The organism is Bacillus sp. ISL-51 (assembly GCF_018613535.1).
Classification (GTDB): Bacteria; Bacillota; Bacilli; order Bacillales; family Bacillaceae; genus Bacillus.
The window spans coordinates 151,432-177,799 of the sequence record NZ_JAGGQB010000005.1 but is presented as its reverse complement, the minus strand read 5'-3'; the positions used below and the strand labels follow the sequence as shown (position 1 = coordinate 177,799).

The 26,368-nt window shown below is 48.1% G+C and carries 26 protein-coding genes, 1 riboswitch and 1 other annotated feature; all 26 genes read left to right on the top strand.

Features of this window, described 5'->3' with window-relative positions:
• Window positions 1–4: 4 nt before the first annotated feature.
• The 26 genes from J7E26_RS05665 (at window position 5) to cysC (ending at window position 26,314) form a co-directional block, all read left to right on the top strand.
• A complete protein-coding gene (locus J7E26_RS05665; protein WP_214799915.1) occupies window positions 5–1,270 on the top strand; it encodes an acetylornithine deacetylase in 1,266 nt (421 codons plus the stop codon).
• A 59-nt stretch (window positions 1,271–1,329) separates the two neighbouring features.
• Window positions 1,330–1,581, top strand: coding sequence for a YlmC/YmxH family sporulation protein (locus J7E26_RS05660; protein WP_061520809.1), 252 nt, complete (start codon window positions 1,330–1,332; stop codon window positions 1,579–1,581).
• Between the two features lie 153 nt (window positions 1,582–1,734).
• Window positions 1,735–2,571 (top strand): peptidoglycan editing factor PgeF, encoded by an 837-nt coding sequence (gene pgeF, locus J7E26_RS05655; RefSeq protein WP_214799468.1) that lies wholly within the window; start codon window positions 1,735–1,737, stop codon window positions 2,569–2,571.
• Between the two features lie 6 nt (window positions 2,572–2,577).
• A complete protein-coding gene (locus J7E26_RS05650) occupies window positions 2,578–3,270 on the top strand; it encodes a YggS family pyridoxal phosphate-dependent enzyme (RefSeq protein WP_214799466.1) in 693 nt (230 codons plus the stop codon).
• Complete coding sequence (gene sepF, locus J7E26_RS05645; RefSeq protein WP_214799464.1) at window positions 3,267–3,725, top strand: cell division protein SepF; 459 nt, start codon at window positions 3,267–3,269, stop codon at window positions 3,723–3,725. The genes J7E26_RS05650 and sepF overlap by 4 nt, the downstream gene beginning before the upstream one ends.
• Before the next feature lie 6 nt (window positions 3,726–3,731).
• Window positions 3,732–4,010 carry a YggT family protein gene (locus J7E26_RS05640; protein WP_214799462.1) on the top strand — a complete coding sequence of 93 codons (279 nt, stop codon included), beginning with the start codon at window positions 3,732–3,734 and terminating at the stop codon, window positions 4,008–4,010.
• 60 nt (window positions 4,011–4,070) lie between these two features.
• Window positions 4,071–4,841 (top strand): YlmH family RNA-binding protein, encoded by a 771-nt coding sequence (locus tag J7E26_RS05635; protein ID WP_214799460.1) that lies wholly within the window; start codon window positions 4,071–4,073, stop codon window positions 4,839–4,841.
• A gap of 94 nt (window positions 4,842–4,935) precedes the next feature.
• On the top strand, window positions 4,936–5,430 hold the full coding sequence (divIVA, locus tag J7E26_RS05630; protein ID WP_061520447.1) for a septum site-determining protein DivIVA: 495 nt from the start codon (window positions 4,936–4,938) through the stop codon (window positions 5,428–5,430).
• Window positions 5,431–5,491: 61 nt separating this feature from the next.
• Window positions 5,492–5,720 (top strand) — a binding site (T-box leader).
• A 51-nt stretch (window positions 5,721–5,771) separates the two neighbouring features.
• A complete protein-coding gene (gene ileS / locus J7E26_RS05625) occupies window positions 5,772–8,537 on the top strand; it encodes an isoleucine--tRNA ligase (RefSeq protein ID WP_214799458.1) in 2,766 nt (921 codons plus the stop codon).
• 147 nt (window positions 8,538–8,684) lie between these two features.
• The gene (locus tag J7E26_RS05620; RefSeq protein ID WP_214799456.1) at window positions 8,685–9,056 is read left to right on the top strand and encodes a TraR/DksA family transcriptional regulator; all 372 of its coding nucleotides are present in this window, start codon (window positions 8,685–8,687) and stop codon (window positions 9,054–9,056) included.
• A 112-nt stretch (window positions 9,057–9,168) separates the two neighbouring features.
• Complete coding sequence (gene lspA, locus J7E26_RS05615; RefSeq protein ID WP_214799453.1) at window positions 9,169–9,630, top strand: signal peptidase II; 462 nt, start codon at window positions 9,169–9,171, stop codon at window positions 9,628–9,630.
• A 1-nt stretch (window position 9,631) separates the two neighbouring features.
• Complete coding sequence (locus J7E26_RS05610; protein WP_214799451.1) at window positions 9,632–10,546, top strand: RluA family pseudouridine synthase; 915 nt, start codon at window positions 9,632–9,634, stop codon at window positions 10,544–10,546.
• A 184-nt stretch (window positions 10,547–10,730) separates the two neighbouring features.
• Window positions 10,731–11,276: a bifunctional pyr operon transcriptional regulator/uracil phosphoribosyltransferase PyrR gene (gene pyrR, locus J7E26_RS05605; RefSeq protein WP_214799449.1), complete on the top strand. Its 546-nt coding sequence runs from the start codon at window positions 10,731–10,733 to the stop codon at window positions 11,274–11,276.
• Between the two features lie 170 nt (window positions 11,277–11,446).
• Window positions 11,447–12,739: a solute carrier family 23 protein gene (pyrP, locus tag J7E26_RS05600; protein WP_214799447.1), complete on the top strand. Its 1,293-nt coding sequence runs from the start codon at window positions 11,447–11,449 to the stop codon at window positions 12,737–12,739.
• A 158-nt stretch (window positions 12,740–12,897) separates the two neighbouring features.
• Window positions 12,898–13,812 (top strand): aspartate carbamoyltransferase catalytic subunit, encoded by a 915-nt coding sequence (locus tag J7E26_RS05595; protein WP_214799445.1) that lies wholly within the window; start codon window positions 12,898–12,900, stop codon window positions 13,810–13,812.
• Window positions 13,796–15,082, top strand: a complete 1,287-nt coding sequence (locus tag J7E26_RS05590) for a dihydroorotase (RefSeq protein WP_214799443.1) — start codon at window positions 13,796–13,798, stop codon at window positions 15,080–15,082. Before J7E26_RS05595 ends, J7E26_RS05590 begins: the two co-directional genes overlap by 17 nt.
• Entirely contained in the window at window positions 15,079–16,173 is a 1,095-nt protein-coding gene (locus J7E26_RS05585; RefSeq protein WP_214799441.1) for a carbamoyl phosphate synthase small subunit, read from the top strand. The genes J7E26_RS05590 and J7E26_RS05585 overlap by 4 nt, the downstream gene beginning before the upstream one ends.
• Window positions 16,158–19,373 (top strand): carbamoyl-phosphate synthase (glutamine-hydrolyzing) large subunit, encoded by a 3,216-nt coding sequence (carB, locus tag J7E26_RS05580; protein ID WP_214799439.1) that lies wholly within the window; start codon window positions 16,158–16,160, stop codon window positions 19,371–19,373. The genes J7E26_RS05585 and carB overlap by 16 nt, the downstream gene beginning before the upstream one ends.
• Window positions 19,370–20,140 carry a dihydroorotate dehydrogenase electron transfer subunit gene (locus J7E26_RS05575; protein ID WP_214799437.1) on the top strand — a complete coding sequence of 257 codons (771 nt, stop codon included), beginning with the start codon at window positions 19,370–19,372 and terminating at the stop codon, window positions 20,138–20,140. Before carB ends, J7E26_RS05575 begins: the two co-directional genes overlap by 4 nt.
• Window positions 20,140–21,075, top strand: a complete 936-nt coding sequence (locus J7E26_RS05570; RefSeq protein WP_214799435.1) for a dihydroorotate dehydrogenase — start codon at window positions 20,140–20,142, stop codon at window positions 21,073–21,075. The genes J7E26_RS05575 and J7E26_RS05570 overlap by 1 nt, the downstream gene beginning before the upstream one ends.
• Window positions 21,044–21,763 (top strand): orotidine-5'-phosphate decarboxylase, encoded by a 720-nt coding sequence (gene pyrF, locus J7E26_RS05565; RefSeq protein WP_214799433.1) that lies wholly within the window; start codon window positions 21,044–21,046, stop codon window positions 21,761–21,763. The genes J7E26_RS05570 and pyrF overlap by 32 nt, the downstream gene beginning before the upstream one ends.
• The gene (gene pyrE / locus J7E26_RS05560) at window positions 21,760–22,392 is read left to right on the top strand and encodes an orotate phosphoribosyltransferase (RefSeq protein WP_214799431.1); all 633 of its coding nucleotides are present in this window, start codon (window positions 21,760–21,762) and stop codon (window positions 22,390–22,392) included. The genes pyrF and pyrE overlap by 4 nt, the downstream gene beginning before the upstream one ends.
• A gap of 102 nt (window positions 22,393–22,494) precedes the next feature.
• A riboswitch (SAM riboswitch) is annotated at window positions 22,495–22,599 on the top strand.
• A gap of 131 nt (window positions 22,600–22,730) precedes the next feature.
• Window positions 22,731–23,432: a phosphoadenylyl-sulfate reductase gene (locus tag J7E26_RS05555; RefSeq protein WP_214799429.1), complete on the top strand. Its 702-nt coding sequence runs from the start codon at window positions 22,731–22,733 to the stop codon at window positions 23,430–23,432.
• A gap of 12 nt (window positions 23,433–23,444) precedes the next feature.
• Window positions 23,445–24,509 carry a sulfate permease gene (locus J7E26_RS05550; RefSeq protein ID WP_214799428.1) on the top strand — a complete coding sequence of 355 codons (1,065 nt, stop codon included), beginning with the start codon at window positions 23,445–23,447 and terminating at the stop codon, window positions 24,507–24,509.
• A 48-nt stretch (window positions 24,510–24,557) separates the two neighbouring features.
• A complete protein-coding gene (gene sat / locus J7E26_RS05545) occupies window positions 24,558–25,706 on the top strand; it encodes a sulfate adenylyltransferase (protein ID WP_214799426.1) in 1,149 nt (382 codons plus the stop codon).
• A gap of 14 nt (window positions 25,707–25,720) precedes the next feature.
• Window positions 25,721–26,314 (top strand): adenylyl-sulfate kinase, encoded by a 594-nt coding sequence (cysC, locus tag J7E26_RS05540; protein ID WP_214799424.1) that lies wholly within the window; start codon window positions 25,721–25,723, stop codon window positions 26,312–26,314.
• The last annotated feature ends 54 nt before the right edge of the window (window positions 26,315–26,368 follow it).

The following is a 26,368-nucleotide window of genomic DNA, read 5'->3' as shown; positions in this document are numbered from 1 at the left end:
CAATATGATATTACAAAAAGCAGATGAGCAGCAGGCTGATTTAATCAGTATCGCCAAAACTTTAATCTCCTTTCCCACACCGGCGCCGCCCGCGAGAAATACGAAAACCGCGCAGAAATGGGTTGCCGGGTTTTTAAAAGAGTTGGGCTGTTCTGTCGATATATGGGATGTTTACCCCGAAGATCCGAACGTAGTCGGTGTGTTAAAGGGAACCGATTCCGAACATTATCAAAGCCTCATTCTAAACGGACACATTGACGTAGCCGAAGTAAACGGGGAAGACTGGGGCTCGGACCCGTTTCAGCCTCTTATAAAAGACGGCATGTTAATCGGACGAGGCGCTTCTGATATGAAAGGCGGGCTGGCGTGCGTGCTTTTTTGCTTGAAGCTGATTCATGAAGCCGGTTTACAACTGCCTGGCGATCTGATTGTGCAGTCGGTCATCGGCGAAGAGGTGGGTGAAGCGGGCACGCTTGAATGCTGCAGACGCGGTTATCATGCGGACTTTGCGGTTGTCGCGGATACGAGCAGCCTGCATATTCAAGGCCAGGGCGGAGTGATTACCGGCTGGATAGAAATCAAAAGCGCAAAAACGTTTCACGACGGAATGAGGCGCAATATGATTCACGCGGGCGGCGGCACATTCGGGGCAAGCGCGATTGAAAAAATGGCGAAGATCATCGGCGCCCTCGGAGAGCTGGAGCGCCACTGGTCGGTAATGAAAAACTATCCCGGCTTTACGCCCGGCACAAATACGATCAACCCTGCTGTAATAGAAGGGGGAAGACACGCTGCCTTTGTCGCGGATGAGTGCCGCTTATGGATTACGGTTCACTTTTATCCGAACGAAACACATGAACAAGTGGCGGCGGAAATTGAAGACTTTGTGAACCGAATCAGCGACAGTGATGTGTGGCTGAGGGAAAACAGACCGGTTTTCAAATGGGGAGGCTCTTCAATGATTGAGGACAGGGGCGAAATTTTTCCGGCGCTGGAAATAGATCCTGATCATCCGGCGGTTTGTGTTTTAGCAGCATCGCACCGCGCCGTCAAAAAGGAGGAGCCCGTTACAGATGTATCACAAACCGTAACAGACGGCGGCTGGCTTTACGATGCCGGGATTCCGAGCGTCATATACGGGCCGGGCGACCTGAAGAATGCCCATTCCGTAAACGAGGAAGTGTCCGTTGAGGAGCTTATTGAGTATACGAAAATCATGCTGAGATTTATCATTACCTGGTGCAGCCGCAAAAAAGATTGCCCGGCTTGACAAGGTTCGGCCCGACCGTTCATATAATAAGAAAAAGAACGGTAAAGGACGTGATCCGGATGATCAGCATTTCTGAATTTCAAATAAAAGATGTGGTGAACGTTTCGAACGGAAAAAAACTCGGAAGCATCGGTGACATCGATATTAATGTGACAACGGGTAAAATTCAGGCGATCATTTTAGGGGGCAGCGGAAAAGTTCTCGGTTTTTTCGGAAAAGAAGAGGAAATGGTCATTCCTTGGCGAAATATAGTTAAAATTGGGGAAGATGTCATCTTAGTGCGTGTAAATGAACCAAAGGGCTCTGCATGATCAGCCCATTACTTGAAAATGCCGGAAATCTCAATGTTTCCGGCACATTTATTTCATTCATTTTAAAGTCAGCCGCTAAACGAATGCTTTAAATTGTGGTAAAATGATTGGGAAATTACGCTTTTTTAATGTTTGTCGAAAGGTTGGATCCTCATGAATACATATCACCCGTTTAGTCTTACCACCCCCTCGGCACTCATGATACAAGACTGGAACCGCGTGAATCAGCATAACACAAAGGTCATCGCCGGATTTACAACAAAAAACGGCGGTGTCAGCAATCCGCCGTATGAATCGTTAAATACAGGATTGCATGTCCGTGACGAAGCTTGTGATGTCGTTAAAAATCGTGAAATCATCGCGTCTTTATGCGGCTCTGAACTGGATTCTTGGGTATTTGCCGATCAGACACATGAAAACCGCATTCGAAAAGTGACAGCCGGTGACAGAGGAAAAGGAGCGAGGGACTACTCCGCTGCATTTCGCAGGACGGACGGGCTCTACACGAAAGATAAAGGCGTCTTTTTGGCTCTGTGTTTTGCTGACTGTGTGCCTTTGTATTTTTACGACCCTGTGAATTCTCTTATCGGGGCTGCCCATGCCGGATGGAAGGGAACCGTTAAGCAAATTGGGCGCATCATGACGGAACGCTGGGCAGATCAGGAAGGCTCCCGTGTATCTGATATTCACGCCGTCATCGGCCCGTCCATCAGCGGCGGATGCTACACCGTAGATGACCGTGTCATCAATGAAGTCCGGGCGCTGCCTTTTTCGGCTGAATCAGCCGTATGTGAAACGGGCGCAGGCCAATATAAGCTCGACTTAAAAGAGGTCAACCGTCTTCTTCTGACACATTGCGGCATTCCGGAAGAAAACATTTCTGTCAGCGGTTTATGTACGGAAACAGAGCGTGATCTTTTCTTTTCACACCGCCGCGACAAAGGAAAAACGGGACGCATGATGTCCTTTATCGGAATGAAGGAGGCATAAGTAATCTTGCGTGTTGCTGATCAATTACGACATATAAACGAACGAATAAACGAAGCATGTAACAGATCGGGCCGAAGCCCTGAGAATGTGACCATCATCGCTGTTACAAAATATGTATCAACAGAAAGGGCTCAGGAGGCCGTTGATGCAGGCATTACAAGCCTGGGAGAAAATCGGGATACCGAGCTGGTCCGCAAGCAGGATGTCATCACGGGAAATCCGGATTGGCATTTTATCGGCAGTCTTCAGTCAAGAAAAGTGAAGTCTGTCGTTGACCGCGTATCTTATATTCACTCCTTAGACAGACTGTCATTGGCAAAAGAGATTGAAAAACGAGCTTCACATAAAGTGCGCTGTTTAGTGCAGGTGAATACATCGCTTGAACCGTCTAAGCACGGTATGAAAACAGAAGAGGTCATCCCCTTTATCCGGGAGCTTTCAGGATTTACAAACATCTCTGTAGAAGGGCTGATGACGATGGCTCCGCTGACAGACGATAAAGACAGGATCAGAGCCTGTTTTCGGGAATTACGGGATCTCCGCGACCGCGTACAGGAGCTGAACCAGACGAACGCACCGTGCCGGGAGCTCTCCATGGGCATGTCAAATGATTATGAAATTGCTGTTGAAGAGGGCGCTACACTTATCAGAATAGGCTCCTCATTAGTCGGAAATGAAACAGGGGGTGTTAACAAATGAGCATGAAAAATAAACTGAAAAACTTTTTCTCAATGGATGAGGAAGAGTATGAGTACGAATATATTGAAACAGAGCAGGATCATCCGGAAGAGCATGATCAGCAAAAAGAAAAGCAGCCAGCCTATGCTCAAAAGGCGGCCGGCAAGCAAAACGTAGTAAGCTTGCAAAGTGTTCAGAAATCCTCTAAAGTGGTGTTGAGTGAGCCGCGTGTATATGCGGAAGCGCAGGAAATCGCCGATCATTTAAAGAACAGGCGGGCAGTTGTCGTTAATCTTCAGCGCATTCAGCATGATCAGGCGAAAAGAATCGTCGACTTTTTAAGCGGGACTGTCTACGCCATCGGCGGCGACATTCAAAGAATCGGTTCAGATATCTTTCTGTGCACGCCTGATAATGTCGACGTATCCGGCACGATTTCGGAGCTCATATCTGAAGACGAACATCAGAGGTGGTAAAGCAGGATGATTCTTTATCAAATTTTTTCCGTTCTGAGCTATTTAATTTACATTTACTCGTTTGCCCTGATTATTTATATTTTTATGTCCTGGGTGCCGAGTACGAGGGAAACGGCAGTCGGACGGTTTCTCGCAGCAATATGCGAGCCGTATTTAGAGCCGTTCAGAAGGATCATTCCGCCGATTGCCATGCTGGATATATCCCCGATTGTTGCCATTATCGTGCTTCGGTTTGCCGCGACAGGACTTTGGGGTCTATACCGCATGATCGCAATGTATACGTAATGTGACAGTTTGATACAGGCTTGGCACCAGCCAAGCCTCTTTACATAGAAAGGAAAGAACATGAGCGATATTTACCAGCACTTCAGAAAGGACGAGCGGCCTTTTATCGATCAGGCGCTCGAATGGAAACAGATTGTCCTGGAGCAGTATCGGCTGAAACTGACCGATTTTTTAGATCCGCGGGAACAGGTGATGTTAAAAGCCGTTATCGGTGATGCCTGCGGTCTCGCGTTTTTCGGAGGATATGATCGGGCCGAACGCAAACGGGCGATATTATACCCTGATTATATTGAGCCGGAACAGAATGATTATGAGCTTCAGGCTTTTGAGGTTCAATATGCTGAAAAATTCGTCAGCATCGACCACCGTTCTCTTCTCGGGTCTTTAATGGGGATCGGATTAAAGCGGCAGAAATTCGGTGATTTGGTGTTTTCGGAAAAAGCGGTGCAGCTTATCGTGTCCGGGGAAATTGCCGATTTTATCAGCGTCCAGCTCACCAAAGCGGGCAAAGCCCCGGTAAAGCTTGAGAAAATTGCGCTCACCGATCTTCACATTCCTGCTTCGGATGTCGAAATAAGAGATGACACGGTTTCTTCATTGCGTCTCGATGCCGTTTGCGCCTCTATGAGCCGGCAATCCCGGCAAAAGGCGCAGACGCTTGTGAAAAACGGACTCGTCAAGGTAAACTGGAAGACCGTTGAGGATCCGTCCTATCAGGTCGCAGAAGGAGACATGCTTTCCATTCGGGGCTTCGGCCGATGCAGTTTGACAAAAATTGAGGGAAAAACGAAAAAAGACAAGTGGAAAGTCACGTTTGAACGTCAAAAATGAGTCGTTTTTTCAGTTTTTTTCTCCATCTGTGCCGTATTTGTTTTATAATGTGAACTAGATAATCGTACTGAAATGTAAAAATGGAGGTGGCAGTATGCCATTAACGCCAAATGATATCCATAACAAAACGTTTACAAAAGGTTTTCGCGGATATGATGAAGATGAAGTAAATGAATTTTTAATGCAAGTCAGAAAAGATTATGAAATCGCACTCCGGAAAAAAGCGGAGCTTGAAGCGAAAGTGAATGAGCTTGACGAAAGAATCGGACACTTTGCTAATATCGAAGAAACGCTGAATAAATCAATCCTCGTGGCGCAAGAGGCCGCAGAAGACGTCAAACGCAACTCACAGAAAGAGGCGAAGCTGATCGTCCGTGAAGCGGAAAAAAATGCGGACCGCATCATTAACGAGTCGCTGTCAAAATCAAGAAAAATCGCCATGGAAATTGAAGAGCTGAAAAAACAGTCAAAAGTGTTCAGAACCCGTTTCCAAATGCTGATTGAAGCGCAGCTCGACCTTTTGAAAAATGATGATTGGGATCATCTGCTTGAATACGAAGTCGATGCGGTGTTTGAGGAAAAAGAATAATTTTCTGATTTTCTTGACATTCTCAGGGCCGTTCGAATATAATACGTTCATAAATTCAGATGAAAAGACGATTGAAAGGGACCGTCATGACTCAAAAAAGCCATAAAGCGAACCGGGGAAGGTGGAAGCCCGGCATGGCCTGAATCATGTGGATCAGCCCTTTAGTTTCCTTTCTGAACTTACAGTAGGAAAGGACGTTCCATCACGTTACGATGCTCGAGTGGAAAAGGCGGGATTTGCCGCTTTTTCTAAAAGGGTGGTACCGCGAGATAAGCTTTCTCGTCCCTTATGGGATGAGAGGGCTTTTTTTATTTTCTGAAAAATGTTGTGGAGGAATGAAGATGGATTACAAAGATACGCTGTTGATGCCGAAAACAGATTTTCCGATGAGAGGAAATCTGCCGAACCGTGAACCGGACATGCAAAAACAATGGGAGGAACAGGACATTTACCGCCTTGTTCAAGAACGGACGAAAGACCGCCCGAAGTTTGTGCTTCATGACGGGCCTCCGTATGCAAACGGAGACATCCACATGGGTCATGCCCTGAACAAAATCCTGAAAGACTTTATCGTCCGCTATAAATCAATGAGCGGTTACAACGCCCCGTACGTGCCGGGCTGGGATACACACGGGCTGCCGATTGAAACGGCGCTGACAAAAAACAAAAAAGTAAACCGGAAAGAAATGTCCGTTGCTGATTTCCGCAAGCTTTGTGAAGAATATGCATGGCAGCAGATTGAAGGACAGCGCGAACAATTCAAGCGCCTTGGCGTCAGAGGAGACTGGGAAAACCCTTATGTCACGCTGCAGCCTGAATTTGAAGCGCAGCAAATCCGCGTTTTCGGTGAGATGGCGAAAAGAGGCTACATTTATAAAGGCCTGAAGCCTGTTAACTGGTCTCCTTCAAGTGAATCTGCTTTGGCAGAAGCGGAAATTGAATATCAGGACAAACGTTCTCCATCTATTTATGTCGCGTTTAAAGTGAAAGACGGAAAGGGCGTTCTTGAAAACGGAGAAAGCTTCATCATTTGGACGACAACACCATGGACGATGCCTGCCAACCTCGGAATTTCCGTTCATCCGGAGTTAGAATACAGCGTCATCAAAGCCGGAGAGAAACGTTATGTCGTCGCAACTGATTTAATCGAAAACGTTGCCCAAGCATGCGGTTTTGAAAACCCGGAAGTTGTCGCCGCATACAAAGGAAGAGAATTGGAACATATTATTGCTGAACATCCGCTGTATGGCAGAGATTCGCTCGTCATGCTCGGTGAGCACGTGACAACGGATGCCGGAACGGGCTGTGTCCATACTGCTCCGGGCCACGGGGAAGATGACTTTATCGTCGGTCAAAAATACGGCTTAGAGGTTCTTTGCCCTGTTGATGAAAAGGGAAACATGACTGACGAAGCACCTGGTTTTGAAGGCATGTTCTATGATAAAGCAAACAAGCCGATCACAGAGAAGCTTGAAGAAAATGGCGCGCTGTTGAAGCTCGAGTTCATTACACACTCCTATCCGCACGACTGGAGAACAAAAAAACCGACCATTTTCAGAGCGACTGCGCAATGGTTCGCGTCCATCAAAGATTTCAGATCTGACCTGCTTGATGCCATCAAAAAAACGAAATGGGTGCCTGAATGGGGCGAACAGCGTCTTTACAACATGGTGCGCGACCGTGGTGACTGGTGTATTTCAAGACAGCGTGTCTGGGGTGTGCCGATTCCGGTATTTTATGCTGAAAATGGCGAGCCGGTTATCACTGACGAGACAATTGAACACGTTTCAGAGCTGTTCAAAAAACACGGCTCAAACATCTGGTTTGAAAAAGAAGCAAAAGACTTGCTGCCGGAAGGATTTACGCATCCGGGAAGCCCGAACGGCATCTTCACAAAAGAACAGGACATCATGGATGTGTGGTTTGATTCCGGTTCTTCGCATCAGGCTGTGCTTGAAGAACGTGATGATCTCGTCCGTCCGGCTGATTTATATCTTGAAGGCTCAGACCAATACCGCGGCTGGTTTAACTCATCCCTTTCTACCGCTGTTGCCGTCACAGGCCATGCGCCTTATAAAGGTGTCTTAAGCCACGGCTTCACACTTGATGCAAACGGCAGAAAAATGAGTAAATCACTTGGCAACACCATTGATCCGACAAAGATAGCCAGACAGCTTGGAGCGGAGATTTTACGCTTATGGGTATCATCAGTAAACTATCAGGCCGACCACCCTGTTTCTGAAGATATTTTAAAACAAGTCGCTGAAGTATACCGTAAAATCCGCAATACATTCCGTTTCCTTCACGGCAACCTGTTTGACTTCAATCCGAGCGTTAATGCCGTTGATGTAAAAGACCTTCGGGAAGTGGATCAGTATATGCTGGTTAAATTGAATAAGCTGATTGAAAAAGTGAAAAAAGCATATGATGAATATGAATTTGCGGTTGTATATCACAGCATTCATAACTTCTGCACGATCGAGCTCAGCTCTTTCTATCTTGATTTTGCAAAAGACGTGGTGTACATCGAGCACGCGGATCATCCGGACCGCCGCAGCATGCAGACGGTTTTTTATGAAACCCTGCTTGCGTTAGTGAAGCTGACTGCGCCGATTCTGCCGCATACGGCTGATGAAATGTGGACTCATTTATCATTTGTGGAAGAACCGAGCGTTCAGCTGACAGATATGCCGAAAACGATCTCTGTTCCTGACAGTGAAGCGGCAGAGGAAAAATTTGACCGTTTCATGGAGCTGCGCAATGACGTGTTAAAAGCGTTAGAAACAGCCCGGAACGAAAAAATTATCGGGAAATCATTGGAAGCGAGCCTGACTTTGTATCCGAACAAAGAAAATCGTGACCTGCTGTCATCCATTAAAGAAAATACAGCACAGCTGTTTATCGTGTCTGAACTGACGGTGAAAGATGAAAGTGAAGCGCCGGAAGATGCGCAAAGCTTTGCCACAGGAAAAATAACCGTAGAAAAAGCAGAGGGCCAAATGTGTGAACGGTCCCGTGTGATTTCCAAAGATGTCGGCGCCAATCCGAAATATCCGACATTATCGCTCCGAAATGCGGAAATCGTGGAAAAATATTATCAAAAATAATGGTTTGTAGGCGCCCGGTGGGAACCGGGCGTTTTTTCATGCCAGCAATGTCATCGATTAGAACGATAGGAAAAATCTTATGGGCTTCAGATGACGCCGCGGGGGCAACAATAGAGGTATAACCTCAAAGAGCAGGAGTTGTGATGAATGAATGATCAACTGACCGCAATCCATACGGAGCTTCTCATCATGAAAGAAGAACTCCAGTCAAGATTATTTGAGTATTCTTGCTTTCAAATGTCAGCATCTGTTGAACCTTCAATAAACAATCAAAAAGCAACTCTGATCTTTCATATTAAAGAAGAACTTCAGGATGTTCTTCTTGCGCTGTCTAAGTTTGAAAACAATACATTCGGTTATTGTGAAAAAACCGGCGCCCCCATTCCGATTGAAAAGCTTGCGGTTTTGCCGACGGCACGGGCAGCCGATGATTTTTATTATCCCGCCCAATTTGAAAAGAAAACCCTTCCTTACTGGGAGCCCGAGATGTATTCATATGATCAGGCGCTGTATGAATGACAGCGTCTGTTTCCGTGTGTTTGCCGCAGCATGATGATCTGCCTTTACTCCTGCATCTTTTACTGATAAAATTCATAAAGGATAAAAGTAACTGTATAATGGAGGAACGTGTGTGCTTTATTATCTTATCGCTCTTTTAATTATCATAGCTGATCAATTGACGAAATGGCTTGTCGTAAACCATTTGGAATTGGGACAAAGCATACCTGTCATCGATCAGGTGCTGTATATCACCTCACATCGGAACACAGGAGCGGCATGGGGCATTTTAGCCGGTCAGATGTGGTTTTTCTACTTGGTTACCATCGCAGTGATCATCGGTATCGTTTATTACATACAGCGTTATACAAAAGGGCAGATTTTACTCGGGATTTCTCTCGGTTTAATGCTGGGGGGCGCTGTCGGAAATTTTATTGACCGGGCGGCGCGTCAGGAAGTAGTGGATTTTATCCATGTCATCATCGTTAATTATCATTACCCGATTTTTAATATCGCGGACTCTTCATTGTGTGTCGGCGTGATACTTTTATTTATTCATATGCTGTTTGACAGCGGGAAAAAGAAGGAGCAATAACATGAATCAATTTGACATAACCGCTCAGCCTGAACAAAAAAGCGAGCGGATTGATAAATTTTTGGCCTCATCCGGTGAAAACTGGTCACGCACCCAGGTGCAGCAATGGGTAAAGGAAGGCTTTGTGTCTGTTAACGGAAAGTCAGTGAAAGCAAACTATAAAATGCAGCCCGGCGACCGAGTGACAGTGACCGTTCCTGAACCCGAAGAGCTGGACGTGCTTGCCGAGCCTATGGATTTGGATATTTATTATGAGGACCAAGACGTGTTGGTCGTGAATAAACCGCGGGGCATGGTCGTTCACCCGGCACCCGGCCATGTGACGGGAACGCTTGTTAATGGACTGATGGCCCACTGCAATGACCTTTCCGGAATTAACGGCGTCATGCGGCCCGGAATCGTTCACCGCATTGACAAAGACACCTCAGGCCTGTTAATGGTTGCAAAAAATGATATGGCGCATGAATCACTTGTCAATCAGCTCGTCAATAAAACCGTTACCCGGAAATACTCAGCGGTTGTCCACGGGATTATTTCTCATGATGACGGAACCATTGACGCACCGATCGGAAGAGATAAAAAAGACCGCCAGAGCATGACCGTTACGAGAGAAGGCAGCAAAAATGCCGTGACACATTTCCACGTGCTGGAGCGTTTTGATGACTTTACGCTTGTAGAGTGCCGCCTTGAGACCGGAAGAACGCATCAGATCCGCGTCCATATGAAGTATATCGGCTTCCCTTTAGCGGGAGATCCGAAATACGGGCCGAGAAAAACCATTGATTTTAACGGCCAGGCGCTGCATGCGGGAATATTAGGCTTTCAGCATCCGCGGACAGACGAATATATGGAATTTGAAGCGCCGCTGCCGGAAGATATGCAAAAACTCATCGAAAATTTGAGAAATAGCCGTTGACAGCAAGTTTCTTTTCTGAAATAATAAAAACAAGCTAATAGATTCTTTAACACAGTCCAGAGAGGCTGAGAAGGATAACGGATAGGACGGAAGATATATGTGTGTTCCGTCCTGAAAGGAACCCCTCTATGCTCTGGCAAAGAGGGGTTTTTTCTTCTTATATACGAATGGAGAGGTGTCACGCGTGAATCAAAAAGCTGTTATTCTTGATGAGCAGGCGATCAGAAGGGCTTTAACAAGGATTGCCCATGAAATGATCGAGCGGAATAAAGGAATGAATGACTGTATTCTTGTCGGGATTAAAACAAGAGGCATTTATTTAGCGAAGCGGCTTGCTGAACGAATTGAGCAGATTGAAGGAAACCCCGTGACCATCGGGGAAATTGACATTACCCTTTATCGTGACGATCTTTCAAAAAAAACGAGCAATGAAGAGCCGCTTGTAAAAGGTGCAGACATTCCGACCGATATTACCGACCAAAAGGTCATTGTAGTCGATGACGTGCTTTATACGGGACGGACGGTAAGAGCGGCGATGGATGCGCTCGTTGATGTAGGGCGTCCGTCATCCATACAGCTTGCCGTGCTTGTTGACAGAGGACATCGGGAGCTGCCGATCCGAGCGGACTATATCGGGAAAAACATACCGACCTCAAAGGCTGAAAAAGTGATGGTTCAGCTGAGCGAAGTCGATCAAACGGATATGGTCGCCATATATGAAAATGAATAAAGTACCTTTTTAAATGCATTCCAGAGAGTCTGCAAAGAGGATTTTAACGCACAAAAGCCGGGCGGAATGACGCGGCCGGACTTTGTATGCCTCTTTGCGCAAAAAGCAAAGAGGTTTTTTTATACCATTTAAGAGTCATTCTAAAGAGACGTCAATCAGGAGGAAACGCCATGAGTAAGAAAAAAATAAATCTGGGAGTCAGGGATGTCCCAAACCCATTGTCTTGGCTGTCATTCAGCCTGCAGCATTTATTCGCCATGTTCGGCTCAACCATCCTCGTTCCGAAACTGGTCGGGATGAGTCCGGCAGTGGCGCTTGTCACGAGCGGAATCGGGACACTCGCCTATCTCTTGATTACGAAAGGCCAAATTCCTGCTTATCTCGGATCATCATTTGCCTTTATTTCTCCGATTATATTGGTGAAAGCAACGGGAGGGCCGGGGGCGGCCATGGTGGGCGCCTTCCTGGCGGGAATCGTGTACGGCTTGATCGCGCTACTGATCAGGCAGCTCGGAACGGGGTGGCTGATGAAGCTGCTGCCGCCGGTTGTCGTCGGACCGGTCATTATCGTCATCGGACTCGGGCTGGCAAGCACGGCCGTCAACATGGCGATGTACGCAGACCCGAATGCGAAGGAGCTCGTCTACAGCTTAAAGCACTTCAGTGTAGCCGGCGTCACCTTGGCGATTACCATCATCTGCGCCATCTTTTTGCGGGGATTTTTAAGCCTGATCCCGGTGCTGATCGGCATTATAGGCGGGTATCTGTTCGCCCTTACACAGGGAATCGTCGATTTCCAGCCTGTCATGGATGCCAAATGGTTTGCCGCTCCTGAGTTCATCATTCCGTTTAAAGACTATACGCCGTCTGTGACACTCGGCATTGCAGCGGCGATGGTGCCGGTCGCTTTCGTGACGATGTCAGAGCATATCGGCCATCAAATGGTGCTGAGTAAAGTTGTCGGACAGGATTTCATTAAAAAGCCGGGACTGCACCGCTCCATAATGGGAGACAGCGTTGCGACGATCATCGCTTCGTTAATCGGCGGCCCGCCGACGACAACGTACGGCGAAAACATCGGTGTACTGGCCATTACGAGAGTCTTCAGCGTCTTTGTCATCGGAGGCGCGGGTGTCATCGCAGTCTGCTTCGGGTTTATCGGCAAAGTATCGGCGCTGATCAGCTCAGTTCCGTCCGCAGTCATGGGAGGCGTTTCCTTTCTTCTCTTCGGAATCATCGCGTCCAGCGGTTTGAGAATGCTGATCGACAATAAAATTGATTATGAAAACAACAGAAATTTAATTATTACATCTGTCATCCTCGTTATCGGCGTAGGCGGTGCTTTCATTCAAGTATCTAAAGGCGGCTTTCAAGTATCGGGTATGGCGCTTTCGGCAATTGTCGGAGTCATCCTCAACCTGATTCTGCCGCACGCAAAGGAAGAAGAGGCTGACGCCTCATAACAGCATCATACATAAACCTTTTAAAGAAAGTCCAGAGAGGCTTGGAAGGGTTATGACGGGAAGAAGCTGCGCGCTGCTTCTCTCTTTAACCGCACCCCGAGTCTAGTGACCGGGGTGTTTTTTTACGGCCTTCAAGTTGAAACGGAAGGGGAAAAAACATGAATCATTTAACGACGATGAGTGAACTTAGCATTGCTGAGATCGAAGAACTCCTGCGTGCAGCAAAAGCAATTAAAGAGGGAACGGAACGCACGGACCTCGCAGGGAAATTTATTGCGAATTTGTTTTTCGAACCAAGCACCAGAACACGGTTCAGCTTTGAGGTTGCGGAAAAAAAACTCGGCATGAACGTTCTGAATTTAGACGGAACGAGCACAAGCGTTCAAAAAGGCGAGACTTTGTACGATACTATCAGAACGCTTGAATCTATCGGTGTCGACGCCTGCGTTATCAGGCACAGGGAAGATGAATACTACAAGGATTTGGCAGACAAAGTCAATATTCCGATCTTAAATGCGGGAGACGGCTGCGGCCAGCATCCGACCCAATCCTTGCTAGATTTAATGACGATACAAGAGGAATTCCAGAGCTTTAAGGGCCTGACGGTTTCGATTCACGGCGATATTAGACACAGCAGGGTGGCAAGGTCTAACGCCGAGGTGCTGACAAGACTGGGCGCGCACGTTCTGTTTTCAGGGCCGCCGGAATGGCAGGATGCAGAAAACACGTTCGGCACCTGTGTCCAAACAGATGAAGCAATTGCCGCGTCAGATGTCGTCATGCTGCTCCGCATTCAAAATGAAAGGCACCAAACGGAATCCGGCCAACAAGGCTACTTGGAAAAATTCGGGCTGACGGCAAAGCGGGCTGAAAACATGAAGCCGCATGCCATCATCATGCATCCCGCGCCGGTAAACAGAGGAATCGAAATTGACACAACATTAGTGGAATGCCGAAAATCAAGAATTTTTAAACAAATGGAAAACGGTGTGTTTATCAGAATGGCGGTACTAAAGAGAGCACTGCAAACAAATGTGAAAAGGGGAGAAGCGTCGTATGTCTTATCTCATTAAAAACGGCTGGATGTTAAACGAAAATGGTAAAAGAATCGAACAGGATATCCGTGTGGCTGGGGAGGTCATTACTGACATCGGCAGTCTTACAGCAAACGACGGGGAAACGGTGATCGACGCCGAAGGACTGTTCGTATCTCCGGGGCTTGTCGACCTCCACGTGCACTTCAGAGAGCCGGGCGGCGAGAAAAAAGAAACCATTGAAACAGGCTCGAAGGCTGCGGCACGTGGCGGCTTTACCACAGTCGCCGCCATGCCGAATACAAGACCTGTGCCGGATACGAAGGAGCAAATGGAGCGGCTCCAAAGCCGCATTCAAGAAACCGCATCTGTCAGGGTGCTTCCGTACGCATCCATCACGATCAGACAAATCGGCGAAGAAATGACAAATTTTGAGGCGCTGAAAGAAGCAGGCGCGTTTGCCTTCACGGATGACGGCGTCGGTGTCCAGACTGCCGGAATGATGTATGAAGCAATGAAGCGGGCTGCAGCTGCGGATAAAGCGATTGTCGCCCATTGTGAAGACAACTCCCTCATTTACGGAGGAAGCGTGCACGAAGGTGTTTTCTCAAAAGCAAACGGTCTGCACGGAATTCCATCTATATGTGAATCCGTCCACATTGCCCGTGATGTGCTGCTTGCAGAAGCAGCGGGCTGCCACTACCATGTGTGCCATATCAGCACGAAAGAATCCGTCAGAGCCGTAAGAGACGCTAAGGAGGCCGGGATCCGCGTGACAGCCGAAGTGTCACCGCATCATCTGCTGCTTTGTGACGAGGATATTCCGGGGCTTGATACCAACTATAAAATGAATCCGCCGCTTCGCAGCAAAGAAGACAGAGAAGCACTGATTGAAGGGCTGTCAGACGGCACAATTGATTTCATCGCGACTGACCATGCGCCGCATACGGAAGAAGAGAAAAATACGGAAATGAAGCTTGCGCCGTTCGGCATCGTCGGCTTAGAAACGGCCTTCCCTCTTTTATACACACACTTTGTAAAAAACGGATCATGGTCGCTGAAGCAGCTCACAGACTATATGACGAAAAAACCTTGCGAAGCGTTTAACCTTCCGTACGGGACGCTGAAACCGGGTGCGGCAGCGGATATCACCCTCATTGATCTGGAAAAAGAAGCCGCTATAGACAAAGATACATTTTTATCAAAAGGGAAAAACACACCATTCAACAAGATCAAATGTTTCGGCTGGCCTGTCGCGACAATCGCAGCCGGGAAGCTTGCATATGAAGAAGGGAGACTCGTCAAATGAAAAGAAGACTAGTACTGGAAAATGGAGCGGTGTTTGAGGGGAAAGCATTCGGAAGCCTGGACCATACCGCGGGTGAAGTCGTATTCAACACCGGAATGACCGGTTATCAGGAAATTTTATCAGACCCTTCTTACTGCGGGCAGATCGTTACGCTGACGTATCCCCTTATCGGCAACTACGGCATTAACCGGGATGACTTTGAATCCATTACACCGTTTATAAAAGGACTCATTGTAAAAGAGTTATGCGAACTGCCATCCAACTGGAGGTCGGCTTATACACTCGATGAATATTTAAAAATGAAAAATATCCCGGGGTTGCAAGGGATTGATACGAGAAAGCTCACAAGAATGATCCGCACGGCCGGTGCATTAAAAGGGACGTTTGCTTCATGTGATGAGGATGTGGAAACGGTACTTACACGGCTGAAAGAAACCGAACTTCCGAGAAACCAAGTCGCGCAAGTGTCAGCGAAAACGGCTTATCCTAGCCCGGGCCGGGGCAAACGCATCGTGTTAGTCGATTTCGGCATGAAGCACGGCATTTTAAGAGAATTAAACAAACGTAAATGCGACGTCATCGTTGTGCCTTACAATGTAACGGCAGAGGAAGTGCTTCAATTAAAGCCGGACGGCGTCATGCTTTCTAACGGACCCGGAGATCCGAAAGATGTCCCGGAAGCGATTGAAATGATAAAAGGAATACTCGGAAAAGTGCCTTTATTCGGAATCTGTCTCGGCCACCAATTATTTGCGCTGGCATCCGGAGCTGATACAGAAAAAATGAAATTCGGACACAGGGGCTCCAATCATCCGGTAAAAGAGCTTGCGACAGGAAAAGTCGCTTTGACCGCCCAAAACCACGGCTACACGGTCTCTTCCATTGATGAGACAGAGCTTGAAGTGACACATGTCGCGATAAATGATGACACAATCGAAGGGCTGAAGCATAAAACATTGCCGGCATTTACGGTTCAATACCATCCCGAAGCTTCACCAGGCCCGGAAGATGCCAATCACTTGTTTGACAGATTCATCGACATGATCGAAACAACAGAGAAAGAAGGGGAAGCGGTATGCCAAAACGCGTAGATATTAAGAAGATATTAGTGATCGGGTCCGGTCCGATTATTATCGGCCAGGCGGCAGAATTTGATTATGCGGGCACGCAGGCGTGTCTTGCATTAAAAGAAGAAGGCTATGAAGTCATTCTCGTCAATTCAAACCCAGCCACTATCATGACGGATACGGAAATGGCCGATCGGGTATACATCGAACCGCTGACGACCGAATTTCTCACCCGTATTATCAGAAAAGAACGTCCGGACGCCATCCTGCCGACATTGGGCGGCCAGACAGGCCTGAACCTTGCCGTAGAGCTTTCTGACCTCGGCGTTCTTGAAGAATGCGGTGTGGAAGTGCTCGGTACGAAGCTGTCAGCCATCCAGCAGGCAGAAGACCGTGACTTGTTCCGCTCGCTGATGAATGAGCTGAATGAACCAGTGCCGGAAAGTGATATTATTCACTCTTTACAAGAAGCTGAGGATTTTGTCAGCCGCATCGGGTTCCCGGTCATCGTGCGTCCTGCTTATACATTGGGCGGAACAGGCGGCGGTATCTGCTCGAACGAAACGGAACTGAAGGAAATTGTAGAAAACGGATTAAAGCTGAGCCCGGTTCACCAGTGCCTGCTTGAAAAAAGCATCGCCGGCTTCAAAGAAATCGAATATGAAGTGATGAGAGACGGCAGGGATCACGCGATTGTCGTCTGCAACATGGAAAATATCGATCCGGTGGGCATCCATACGGGAGACAGCATCGTCGTTGCTCCGAGCCAGACTTTGAGCGATCGGGAGTACCAGCTGCTGCGAAACGTCTCATTAAAGCTTATCCGCGCGCTCGGCATCGAAGGCGGCTGTAACGTTCAGCTGGCATTAGATCCTGACAGCTTCCAATATTACATTATAGAAGTAAACCCGCGGGTCAGCCGGTCTTCTGCCCTCGCCTCAAAAGCAACGGGTTATCCGATCGCAAAATTGGCGGCTAAAATCGCAGTCGGCCTTTCTCTCGATGAAATGATGAACCCTGTAACGGGTAAAACATACGCGGCATTTGAACCTGCGCTTGACTATGTCGTCTCCAAAATCCCGCGCTGGCCGTTTGATAAATTCGAATCGGCAAACCGCAGACTCGGCACGCAAATGAAAGCGACGGGAGAGGTAATGGCCATCGGCCGCACACTTGAAGAATCGCTTTTAAAAGCTGTCCGTTCACTGGAAGCTGACGTCTATCATCTGGAATTGAAAGATGCGGAGGAGATTTCTGACGGGCTTTTGGAAAAACGGATCCGAAAGGCGGGAGATGAGCGGCTGTTTTATCTCGCTGAGGCTTTCAGAAGGGGCTACACAGTTGAACAGCTTCATGAGTTTTCTGCCATCGACGTATTCTTTTTGCACAAGCTGCATAAGCTGGTTGCGTTTGAAAACGAGCTGAAAGCAAATAAAGGCAGCCTAACAGTCTTACAGACGGCAAAAGAACTCGGTTTCTCTGACAGATACATCAGCAGGGAATGGAACATGCCGGAATCAGAGCTGTACAACCTGAGAAAACAGTCGTCTATCCTGCCGGTATTTAAAATGGTAGATACGTGTGCGGCGGAATTTGAATCTGAAACCCCGTACTTCTACAGCACGTATGAGGAAGAAAATGAGTCAGTCGTCACTTCAAGAAAAAGCGTCGTCGTCCTCGGATCAGGGCCGATTCGCATCGGACAAGGCGTTGAATTCGATTATGCGACTGTTCATTCTGTGTGGGCGATTAAGCAAGCCGGCTATGAAGCGATTATCATCAATAACAACCCGGAGACGGTGTCAACTGATTTCAGCATTTCAGATAAGCTGTATTTTGAACCGCTGACGGTTGAAGATGTTATGCACATCATCGATTTGGAACAGCCGGAAGGCGTTGTCGTCCAATTCGGCGGCCAGACGGCCATCAACCTTGCAGAGGAGCTGAGCGCCCGCGGCGTCAAAATCCTCGGCACATCACTTGAGGATTTAGACCGTGCGGAAGACCGCGATAAGTTCGAGCAGGCGCTTGAGGCGCTGAACGTGCCGCAGCCGCTCGGAAAAACCGCTACGTCAGTTAACGAAGCGGTCAAAATTGCCTCTGCCATCGGCTATCCGGTTCTTGTCCGTCCTTCATATGTACTCGGCGGCCGGGCGATGGAGATCGTCTACCACGAAGACGAGCTTCTTCACTATATGAAAAATGCGGTGAAAATCAACCCGCAGCATCCGGTCTTAATCGACCGCTATTTAACGGGGAAAGAAATCGAAGTGGATGCCGTATCAGACGGCGAAACAGTCGTCATCCCGGGAATTATGGAACATATCGAGCGGGCCGGCGTCCATTCAGGGGATTCGATTGCCGTCTATCCGCCGCAGTCTTTAAGCGAAGAAATCAAGCGGAAAATTGAAGAGTACACGGCGGCTTTAGCGAAAGGCCTCAACATCGTCGGCTTGCTGAACATCCAATTCGTACTGTCGCAAGGTGAAGTATACGTGCTTGAGGTGAATCCGAGATCAAGCAGAACCGTACCGTTTTTAAGCAAAATCACAAAGATTCCGATGGCGAACCTTGCGACAAAGGTCATCCTCGGCCAAAAGCTTGCTGACTTTGGCTATCAAGAGGGACTGCAGCCTGAACAGCAGGGAGTATTCGTCAAAGTGCCTGTCTTCTCATTCGCGAAGCTGAGAAGAGTCGATATTACATTAGGGCCTGAAATGAAGTCGACGGGAGAAGTGATGGGCAAGGATTCAACAGTCGAAAAGGCGCTTTATAAAGGGCTGATTGCCTCAGGCATCCAAATCCCGAATTACGGATCAGTGCTTCTGACCGTTGCCGATAAAGACAAAGAAGAAGGACTGTTGATCGCCAAACGCTTCCATGCGATCGGCTATAAGATTTTGGCGACGGAAGGAACGGCGGCATATCTGAAAGACGCTGCAATTCCGGCCCAGATTGTCGGGAAAATCGGTGAAAAAGGCCAAAACCTGCTTGACGTCATCAGAAACGGAGAAGCGCAATTTGTCATCAATACGCTGACAAAGGGCAAACAGCCGGCGAGGGACGGCTTCAGAATCCGCCGTGAATCTGTGGAAAACGGCGTGGCCTGCCTGACGTCTCTAGACACGGCCGAAGCGATTTTGCGGGTATTGGAAAGTATGACATTCCGATCGGACCATATGCCGGCATCGGAAACGAATCAGGAGGCAGCTGTCACGATATGAAAAAAGCGCATTTGACTGTTCAATCCAACCGCGAGATTGCCGACCGAATCTATCAAATGGTGCTGAAAGGAGAACTTGTCCGGCACTTTACGGAGCCGGGACAATTTCTCCATCTGAAGGTAAGTGACGCGGTCACGCCGCTTTTAAGAAGACCGATCAGCATCGCAGACGTCAATTTTTCAGCGAATGAAGTGACAATTATTTATAGAACAGACGGTGAGGGAACGCGCCTTTTGTCTCAGAAGCAAAAAGGAAGCAAGATTGATGTTCTCGGCCCTCTCGGGAATGGATTCCCCGTTCGGCAGATTGAATCCGGCAAAACCGCCTTGTTAGTCGGGGGCGGGGTCGGGGTTCCGCCTTTGCAGGAACTGTCAAAGCGTCTTACGGAAAAAGGCGTAAACGTCATCCATGTGTTAGGATTCCAGTCGGCTAAGGATGTCTTTTACGAACAAGAATGCCTCAGATACGGAGACACCTATGTAGCGACGGCTGACGGGACACACGGTGAAAAAGGGTTTGTGACGGATGTCATTAAACAGAAGCAGCTCGAATTTGACGTCCTCCTCAGCTGCGGGCCGACCCCGATGCTGAGGGCATTAAAGCAGCAGTACGGCCATAAAGAGGTTTATCTTTCGATGGAGGAGCGGATGGGCTGCGGCATCGGAGCGTGTTTTGCCTGTGTGTGCCGCACTGACGAAAGCGATACATCATATGTCAAAGTTTGTCTCGACGGGCCTGTATTTAAAGCTGAGGAGGTGGCGCTGTAATGTTAGAAGTGAATTTGCCGGGTCTTCATTTAAAGAATCCGATCATTCCCGCTTCCGGCTGTTTCGGCTTCGGGAAAGAATATGCACGGTTTTACGATTTGTCATGCCTCGGTGCGATCATGATTAAAGCGACCACGAAAGAGGCGCGCTTCGGAAATCCGACGCCGAGAGTGGCGGAGACCGGCGCAGGAATGCTGAACGCCATCGGACTGCAAAACCCCGGCCTTCAGCATGTGCTTGAACATGAACTGCCTTGGCTGGAACAATTTGATACACCGATCATCGCAAATGTGGCCGGCTCTCAGGTTGAAGACTATAGGGAAGTGGCAGAGCATATCAGCAAAGCGCCGAATGTGTACGCGCTTGAGCTCAACATCTCATGCCCGAACGTCAAAACAGGCGGAATCGCTTTCGGCACAGATCCTCTGATGGCCGCAGAAGTGACAAAAGCGGTAAAAGATGTGTCTGAAGTGCCTGTGTATGTCAAGCTGTCGCCGAACGTCGCAAACATTACAGAAATTGCAAAGGCGATTGAAGCGGCCGGAGCTGACGGATTGACGATGATCAATACACTTGTCGGAATGAGGCTTAATTTGAAAACCGGCAAGCCGATTTTAGCAAATAAAACGGGCGGGCTGTCAGGTCCGGCAATAAAACCTGTCGCCATTCGGATGATTTATGAAGTCAGTCAGGCTGTAAACATTCCGATCATAGGGATGGGCGGCGTCCAGACGGCTGAAGATGCATTGGAATTTCTTCTGGCGGGGGCGAGTGCGGTTGCCGTCGGCACGGCTAACTTCGTCAACCCTTTTGCCTGCCCTGAGATCATTGAACAGCTCCCTCGTGTGCTGGGCCAATACGGCTTTCAATCGGTAAGTGAATGCATCGGAAGGAGCTGGAAACATGAAAAACAACCTGCCCATCATCGCGCTTGATTTCGCATCGGCTGATGAGACGCTCGCTTTTTTAGATCTATTTCAAAAAGAGAGGCTGTTTGTCAAAGTGGGAATGGAGCTTTTTTATCAAGAAGGACCCGCCATTATACAGCAATTAAAGGAACGGAATTGTGAATTGTTTTTAGATTTAAAGCTCCACGACATTCCGACAACCGTAAACAAGGCGATGAAACGGCTTGCGAGCCTCGGCGTTGATCTTGTAAACGTGCATGCCGCAGGGGGCGCGCAAATGATGCGGGCCGCTCTCGAGGGACTGGAAGAAGGAGCCCCGGCAGGAAAAAAACGGCCGTCTTTGATTGCGGTCACACAGCTGACAAGCACCTCAGAGCAAATGGCGAAGGAAGAGCTTCTGCTTCAAAAACCGCTTTTAGAAACGGTTGTGCATTACAGCAAGATGGCGGATGAGAGCGGGCTTGACGGAGTGGTATGCTCGGTTCATGAGGCAAAAGCCATTTATGAAACGGTCCGCCCCTCATTTCTGACCGTCACGCCCGGCATTCGCATGTCACAAGATACAGCAGACGACCAGGTTCGTGTGGCGACACCCGCTTTCGCACGAGAAAACGGATCATCAGCCATTGTCGTGGGCCGGTCTATTACAAAAGCGAAAAACCCCGTCAAAGCGTATGAATCAATCAAACTGGAATGGGAGGGCGTTAGCCAATGAAACAAGCCATCGCAAAACATCTATTAAACATTGAAGCTGTATTTCTGCGCCCGAATGAGCCGTTTACTTGGGCGAGCGGCATATTATCCCCGATCTATTGCGACAACCGTCTGACACTGTCGTTTCCGGAAGTGAGAAATGATGTGGCAGACGGCCTCAGCAAGCTGTTAAAAGAGCATTTCCCGGAAGCTGAGATGGTCGCGGGAACAGCAACGGCCGGCATTCCGCATGCCGCGCTTCTGGCAGACCGTTTGGATGCGCCGATGTGCTACGTCAGAAGCAAGCCGAAAGCGCACGGCAAGGGAAATCAAATCGAAGGCGCCCTCAAAAAAGGGCAAAAAACCGTCGTGATCGAAGACTTAATTTCCACGGGAGGCAGCGTGCTTGAGGCAGCGGCGGCTCTTCAAAGAGAGGGCGCGGACGTTCTCGGCGTCATCTCGATTTTCACATACGGCCTTCCGAAAGCAAGAGAAGCATTTGAGAAAGCAGGCCTGCCGTATTATTCATTAACGGACTATGACACGCTGACGGAAGCGGCGCTGGAAAACGGAACGATTCACTCAGCTGACCTCGAAAAGCTGAAAGCGTGGAAAAAGAATCCCGAGTCAAAAGATTGGTTTAAAAAATAAATGAGAGAAAACAGGCCGCAGGGCCTGTTTTTATTATTCCTATCAAAAAACTCGGGTTGACTTCTGTTAGAATTGTGCTAAAATTTAGTACAAATCTAAAAAAACTTATCAAGAGCGGCTGAGGGACTGGACCGATGATGCCCGGCAACCTGCATATCATGCAAGGTGCCGCATCCAGAAAAATGCATAGCATTTTGAAGATAAGGGCTATACTGGGTCACTGTCTTTCATTCCGCTGGATTGAAAGTTTTTTATATGATGAGAATAACAGATTAAGGAAAAGACAACCGGCAGAAAGCAACAGCTGTTTGATTGTCTCCGAGAGGAGGAAAGAAAAAATGTTAACGTATGACACATGGGAAGAGCCGGCGATTACGTTTCCGGAAGACGATTCTTATAAGGGTGCGCTGTCAGTCCTGAAATGGGCGTACGGACACTACGGAGATCAGCTCGTTTATGCGTGCAGCTTCGGAATTGAGGGGATCGTTCTGATCGATTTAATTTATAAAGTGAAGAAAGACGCGGAAATCGTTTTTCTTGACACGGGTCTTCATTTTAAGGAAACGTACGAGACCATTGAAAAAGTCAAAGAGCGGTATCCCGGCCTTAACATCATTTTGAAAAAACCAAACCTTTCTCTTGAAGAACAGGCTGAGGCTCACGGGGATAAACTGTGGGAAAGTGACCCTAACCAGTGCTGCTTTATCAGAAAGATTCTGCCGTTAAGAGAAGCGCTGTCGGGACATCCTGCATGGCTTTCCGGCCTGCGCCGCGATCAAGGTCCGAGCCGGGCAAATACGAATTTCCTGAATAAAGACGATAAGTTTCAATCAATCAAAGTATGCCCGCTGATTCATTGGACATGGAAAGACATCTGGAGATATACATCCAAGCATGAACTTGATTATAACCCCCTTCATGACCAAGGCTATCCGAGCATTGGCTGTGAACCGTGCACCTCTCCGGCATTTACTGCGGAAGATTTGCGCAGCGGCAGATGGAACGGCATGGCTAAAACGGAATGCGGCTTGCATGAATAAGGGAGCTGCGCGATGGAAATAGCCGCAATTTTATTCAGCCTGTTTTTTGCCATGAATATCGGAGCAAGCGGCGCGGCGGCTTCGATGGGAGTCGCTTACGGGTCTGGCGCCGTAAAAAAGAAAACCTACGCGCTGTTGATATGCGCAGCCGGCGTTCTGTCCGGTGCGATCATCGGCGGGGGAGAAGTCGTCAAGACGATAAGCTCCGGAATCATTCCGGAACAGACGATTACGCTCTCCATTGTCTGCATCATTATCGGAGCGGCGACGCTGTCACTATTTACGGCAAATGTGCTCGGCATTCCGTTATCGACAAGCGAAGTGACCGTCGGTGCGATTGTCGGAGTAGGCGTAGCCTACAAAGTTTTATTTATACAGCATCTTTTTGTGATCGTTATATTTTGGGTGCTGGTTCCGTTTGTCGCCTTCTGCTTCACGTATCTCGTTTCGAAGTTGTTTAGTTCTCTGAATATTCGCGTCATTTCAACCCGAAAACAGCGAATATTGGGAATTGTGCTCCTTATCGCGGGATTTTCGGAAGCTTTTTCAGCCGGAATGAACAACGTGGCAAACGCCGTAGGCCCATTAGTTGCGGCCGGAGTGCTCAACGTGTCTAACGGCACGTTGTACGGAGGCGTCTTTGTTGCCCTCGGGGCTTTGCTTTTAGGACGAAAGGTGCTTGAAACAAACGGCAAAAAAATTACGAGATTTTCAGCCGGAGAAGGCATTCTGCTTTCCGGAACCGGAGCAGGTCTTGTCATTATCAGCTCCGTATTCGGATTGCCGGTTCCTTTGGCACAAGTGACTTCATCGTCAATTATCGGTATCGGAATGGCTAAAAACGGGCCTAACGTTTTTCATAAACAAGTCGTGAAAACGATGCTGAAAGTATGGATCGTTTCGCCGTTTTTATCACTGTCTATTTCTTACCTGCTTGTCTCCTTATTATTAAAAGGAGATTACTATTCCATCTTTATGATGGCAAGCGTGCTTTTAGCCGCCGGCGGAGCAGTCAGCCTGATGAAAGCCATCCGCAAAGAGAAGCGCTCTGTCCATGAACAAGGCGGGGGCATTTAACTATTAATCTGAGTTTATTTATCTGTTAACTGGGAGGAACAAATTGTTATGAGTTTAGCACCGCACGGAGGAACATTAATTAATCGGATAAACGAGCAATACGACGTTACATCTATTCAAAAGGAAATCGAATTGGACCTGATTTCGTTTGCTGATTTAGAGTTGATCGGAATTGGGGGGTACAGCCCGATTGAAGGATTTTTCACAGAAAAAGATTACGTGTCAGTCGTTGAAAACATGCGTTTGGCATCCGGAACCGTCTGGTCTCTTCCGATCACGCTTCCGGTTGATTCAGAAAAAGCAGCTGAGCTTGCAATCGGCGACACCGTTAAATTAACGTACGGCGGAGAAACATACGGCGTGGTAGAGATCGAAGATATGTACACGCCAGACAAACAAAAAGAAGCCATTCATGTGTATAAAACCGACGATGCCGCGCATCCTGGCGTGAAAAAATTGTTCAGCCGCGGTGATACGTACGTCGGGGGACCGATTACATTAATCAAAAAAGCGTCAAAACAGTTTCCGGAGTTTACCTTTGAACCTGCTGAAACAAGACGCAGATTTGAAGAAAAAGGCTGGAAAACCATTGTCGGCTTCCAAACGAGAAATCCCGTTCACCGCGCGCACGAATATATTCAAAAAACAGCGCTTGAAACGGTTGACGGTTTGTTTTTGAACCCGCTTGTCGGTGAAACAAAATCAGACGATATTCTGGCAGACGTCAGAATGGAAAGCTATCAGGTGCTGCTCGATCATTATTATCCGAAAGACCGCGTTTTTCTTGGCGTATTTTTAGCGGCCATGCGGTATGCTGGCCCGAGAGAAGCCATTTTCCACGCGCTTGTCCGGAAAAACTACGGCTGCACACATTTTATCGTCGGCCGCGACCATGCCGGAGTGGGTGATTACTACGGCACGTACGAAGCGCAAGAGCTGTTCGACCAGTTTACAGCAGATGAACTCGGCATTACGCCGATGAAATTCGAGCACAGCTTCTTCTGCCAAAAATGCGGCAACATGGCGACTGCCAAAACATGTCCGCACGAAAGAGAGCACCACGTCATTCTTTCAGGAACGAAAGTCAGAGAAATGCTGCGAAGCGGCGTGATGCCGCCGGCGGAATTCAGCCGTCCTGAAGTTGTCGAGGTATTAATTAAAGGGCTGAAAACGAAAGAAGAAGCAGGCGTTTCTTAAGGAGGAAAAAAAGAGTGACGAATCGTGATATTGTGTGGCATGATGCCTCAATAACGAAAGAAGAATATCAGGGGAAAAACAATCATAAAAGCTCCATTCTCTGGCTCACAGGCTTAAGCGGCTCCGGAAAATCCACCATTGCAAATGCCGCAGCGCGCGAGCTGTTTGAACAGGGCTATCAAGTGATCGTATTGGACGGAGATAACATCCGCCACGGATTAAATAAGGATTTAGGGTTTTCTGATGATGACCGCAAGGAAAATATTCGCAGAATCGGTGAAGTGGCGAAGCTTTTCGTTCAGCAGGGCACCATCGTCATTACCGCCTTTATTTCTCCGTTCCGTGAAGACAGAGAGCAGGTTCGCCAGCTGGTGAGTGAAGGTGAATTTAATGAAGTCTACATCAAATGCGGCCTCGACATTTGTGAACAGCGGGACCCGAAAGGTTTATATAAAAAAGCAAGAAACGGCGAAATTCCTTTCTTTACAGGAATTGATTCTCCGTACGAGGAGCCGAAAGCGCCTGAGCTCGTACTTGATTCCGGCAAATATGAACGAGAAGAATGCACAAGCCAGCTCATTGAATTTGTGAAAAACAATTTAGCATAATAAGTCCAAAAAGGCCGCGCATTCAGCCGGATGCCCGTCAGAAGAACGGGATAT

Bases quoted from the DNA above. Each gene is read 5' to 3' on its own strand.
- J7E26_RS05665 (WP_214799915.1), top strand. From the start codon at position 5: ATGATATTACAAAAAGCAGATGAGCAGCAGGCTGATTTAATCAGTATC.
- J7E26_RS05660 (WP_061520809.1), top strand. From the start codon at position 1,330: ATGATCAGCATTTCTGAATTTCAAATAAAAGATGTGGTGAACGTTTCG.
- pgeF (WP_214799468.1), top strand. From the start codon at position 1,735: ATGAATACATATCACCCGTTTAGTCTTACCACCCCCTCGGCACTCATG.
- sepF (WP_214799464.1), top strand. From the start codon at position 3,267: ATGAGCATGAAAAATAAACTGAAAAACTTTTTCTCAATGGATGAGGAA.
- J7E26_RS05640 (WP_214799462.1), top strand. From the start codon at position 3,732: ATGATTCTTTATCAAATTTTTTCCGTTCTGAGCTATTTAATTTACATT.
- J7E26_RS05635 (WP_214799460.1), top strand. From the start codon at position 4,071: ATGAGCGATATTTACCAGCACTTCAGAAAGGACGAGCGGCCTTTTATC.
- divIVA (WP_061520447.1), top strand. From the start codon at position 4,936: ATGCCATTAACGCCAAATGATATCCATAACAAAACGTTTACAAAAGGT.
- ileS (WP_214799458.1), top strand. From the start codon at position 5,772: ATGGATTACAAAGATACGCTGTTGATGCCGAAAACAGATTTTCCGATG.
- J7E26_RS05620 (WP_214799456.1), top strand. From the start codon at position 8,685: ATGAATGATCAACTGACCGCAATCCATACGGAGCTTCTCATCATGAAA.
- J7E26_RS05610 (WP_214799451.1), top strand. From the start codon at position 9,632: ATGAATCAATTTGACATAACCGCTCAGCCTGAACAAAAAAGCGAGCGG.
- pyrP (WP_214799447.1), top strand. From the start codon at position 11,447: ATGAGTAAGAAAAAAATAAATCTGGGAGTCAGGGATGTCCCAAACCCA.
- J7E26_RS05595 (WP_214799445.1), top strand. From the start codon at position 12,898: ATGAATCATTTAACGACGATGAGTGAACTTAGCATTGCTGAGATCGAA.
- J7E26_RS05590 (WP_214799443.1), top strand. From the start codon at position 13,796: ATGTCTTATCTCATTAAAAACGGCTGGATGTTAAACGAAAATGGTAAA.
- J7E26_RS05585 (WP_214799441.1), top strand. From the start codon at position 15,079: ATGAAAAGAAGACTAGTACTGGAAAATGGAGCGGTGTTTGAGGGGAAA.
- carB (WP_214799439.1), top strand. From the start codon at position 16,158: ATGCCAAAACGCGTAGATATTAAGAAGATATTAGTGATCGGGTCCGGT.
- J7E26_RS05575 (WP_214799437.1), top strand. From the start codon at position 19,370: ATGAAAAAAGCGCATTTGACTGTTCAATCCAACCGCGAGATTGCCGAC.
- J7E26_RS05570 (WP_214799435.1), top strand. From the start codon at position 20,140: ATGTTAGAAGTGAATTTGCCGGGTCTTCATTTAAAGAATCCGATCATT.
- pyrF (WP_214799433.1), top strand. From the start codon at position 21,044: ATGAAAAACAACCTGCCCATCATCGCGCTTGATTTCGCATCGGCTGAT.
- pyrE (WP_214799431.1), top strand. From the start codon at position 21,760: ATGAAACAAGCCATCGCAAAACATCTATTAAACATTGAAGCTGTATTT.
- J7E26_RS05555 (WP_214799429.1), top strand. From the start codon at position 22,731: ATGTTAACGTATGACACATGGGAAGAGCCGGCGATTACGTTTCCGGAA.
- J7E26_RS05550 (WP_214799428.1), top strand. From the start codon at position 23,445: ATGGAAATAGCCGCAATTTTATTCAGCCTGTTTTTTGCCATGAATATC.
- sat (WP_214799426.1), top strand. From the start codon at position 24,558: ATGAGTTTAGCACCGCACGGAGGAACATTAATTAATCGGATAAACGAG.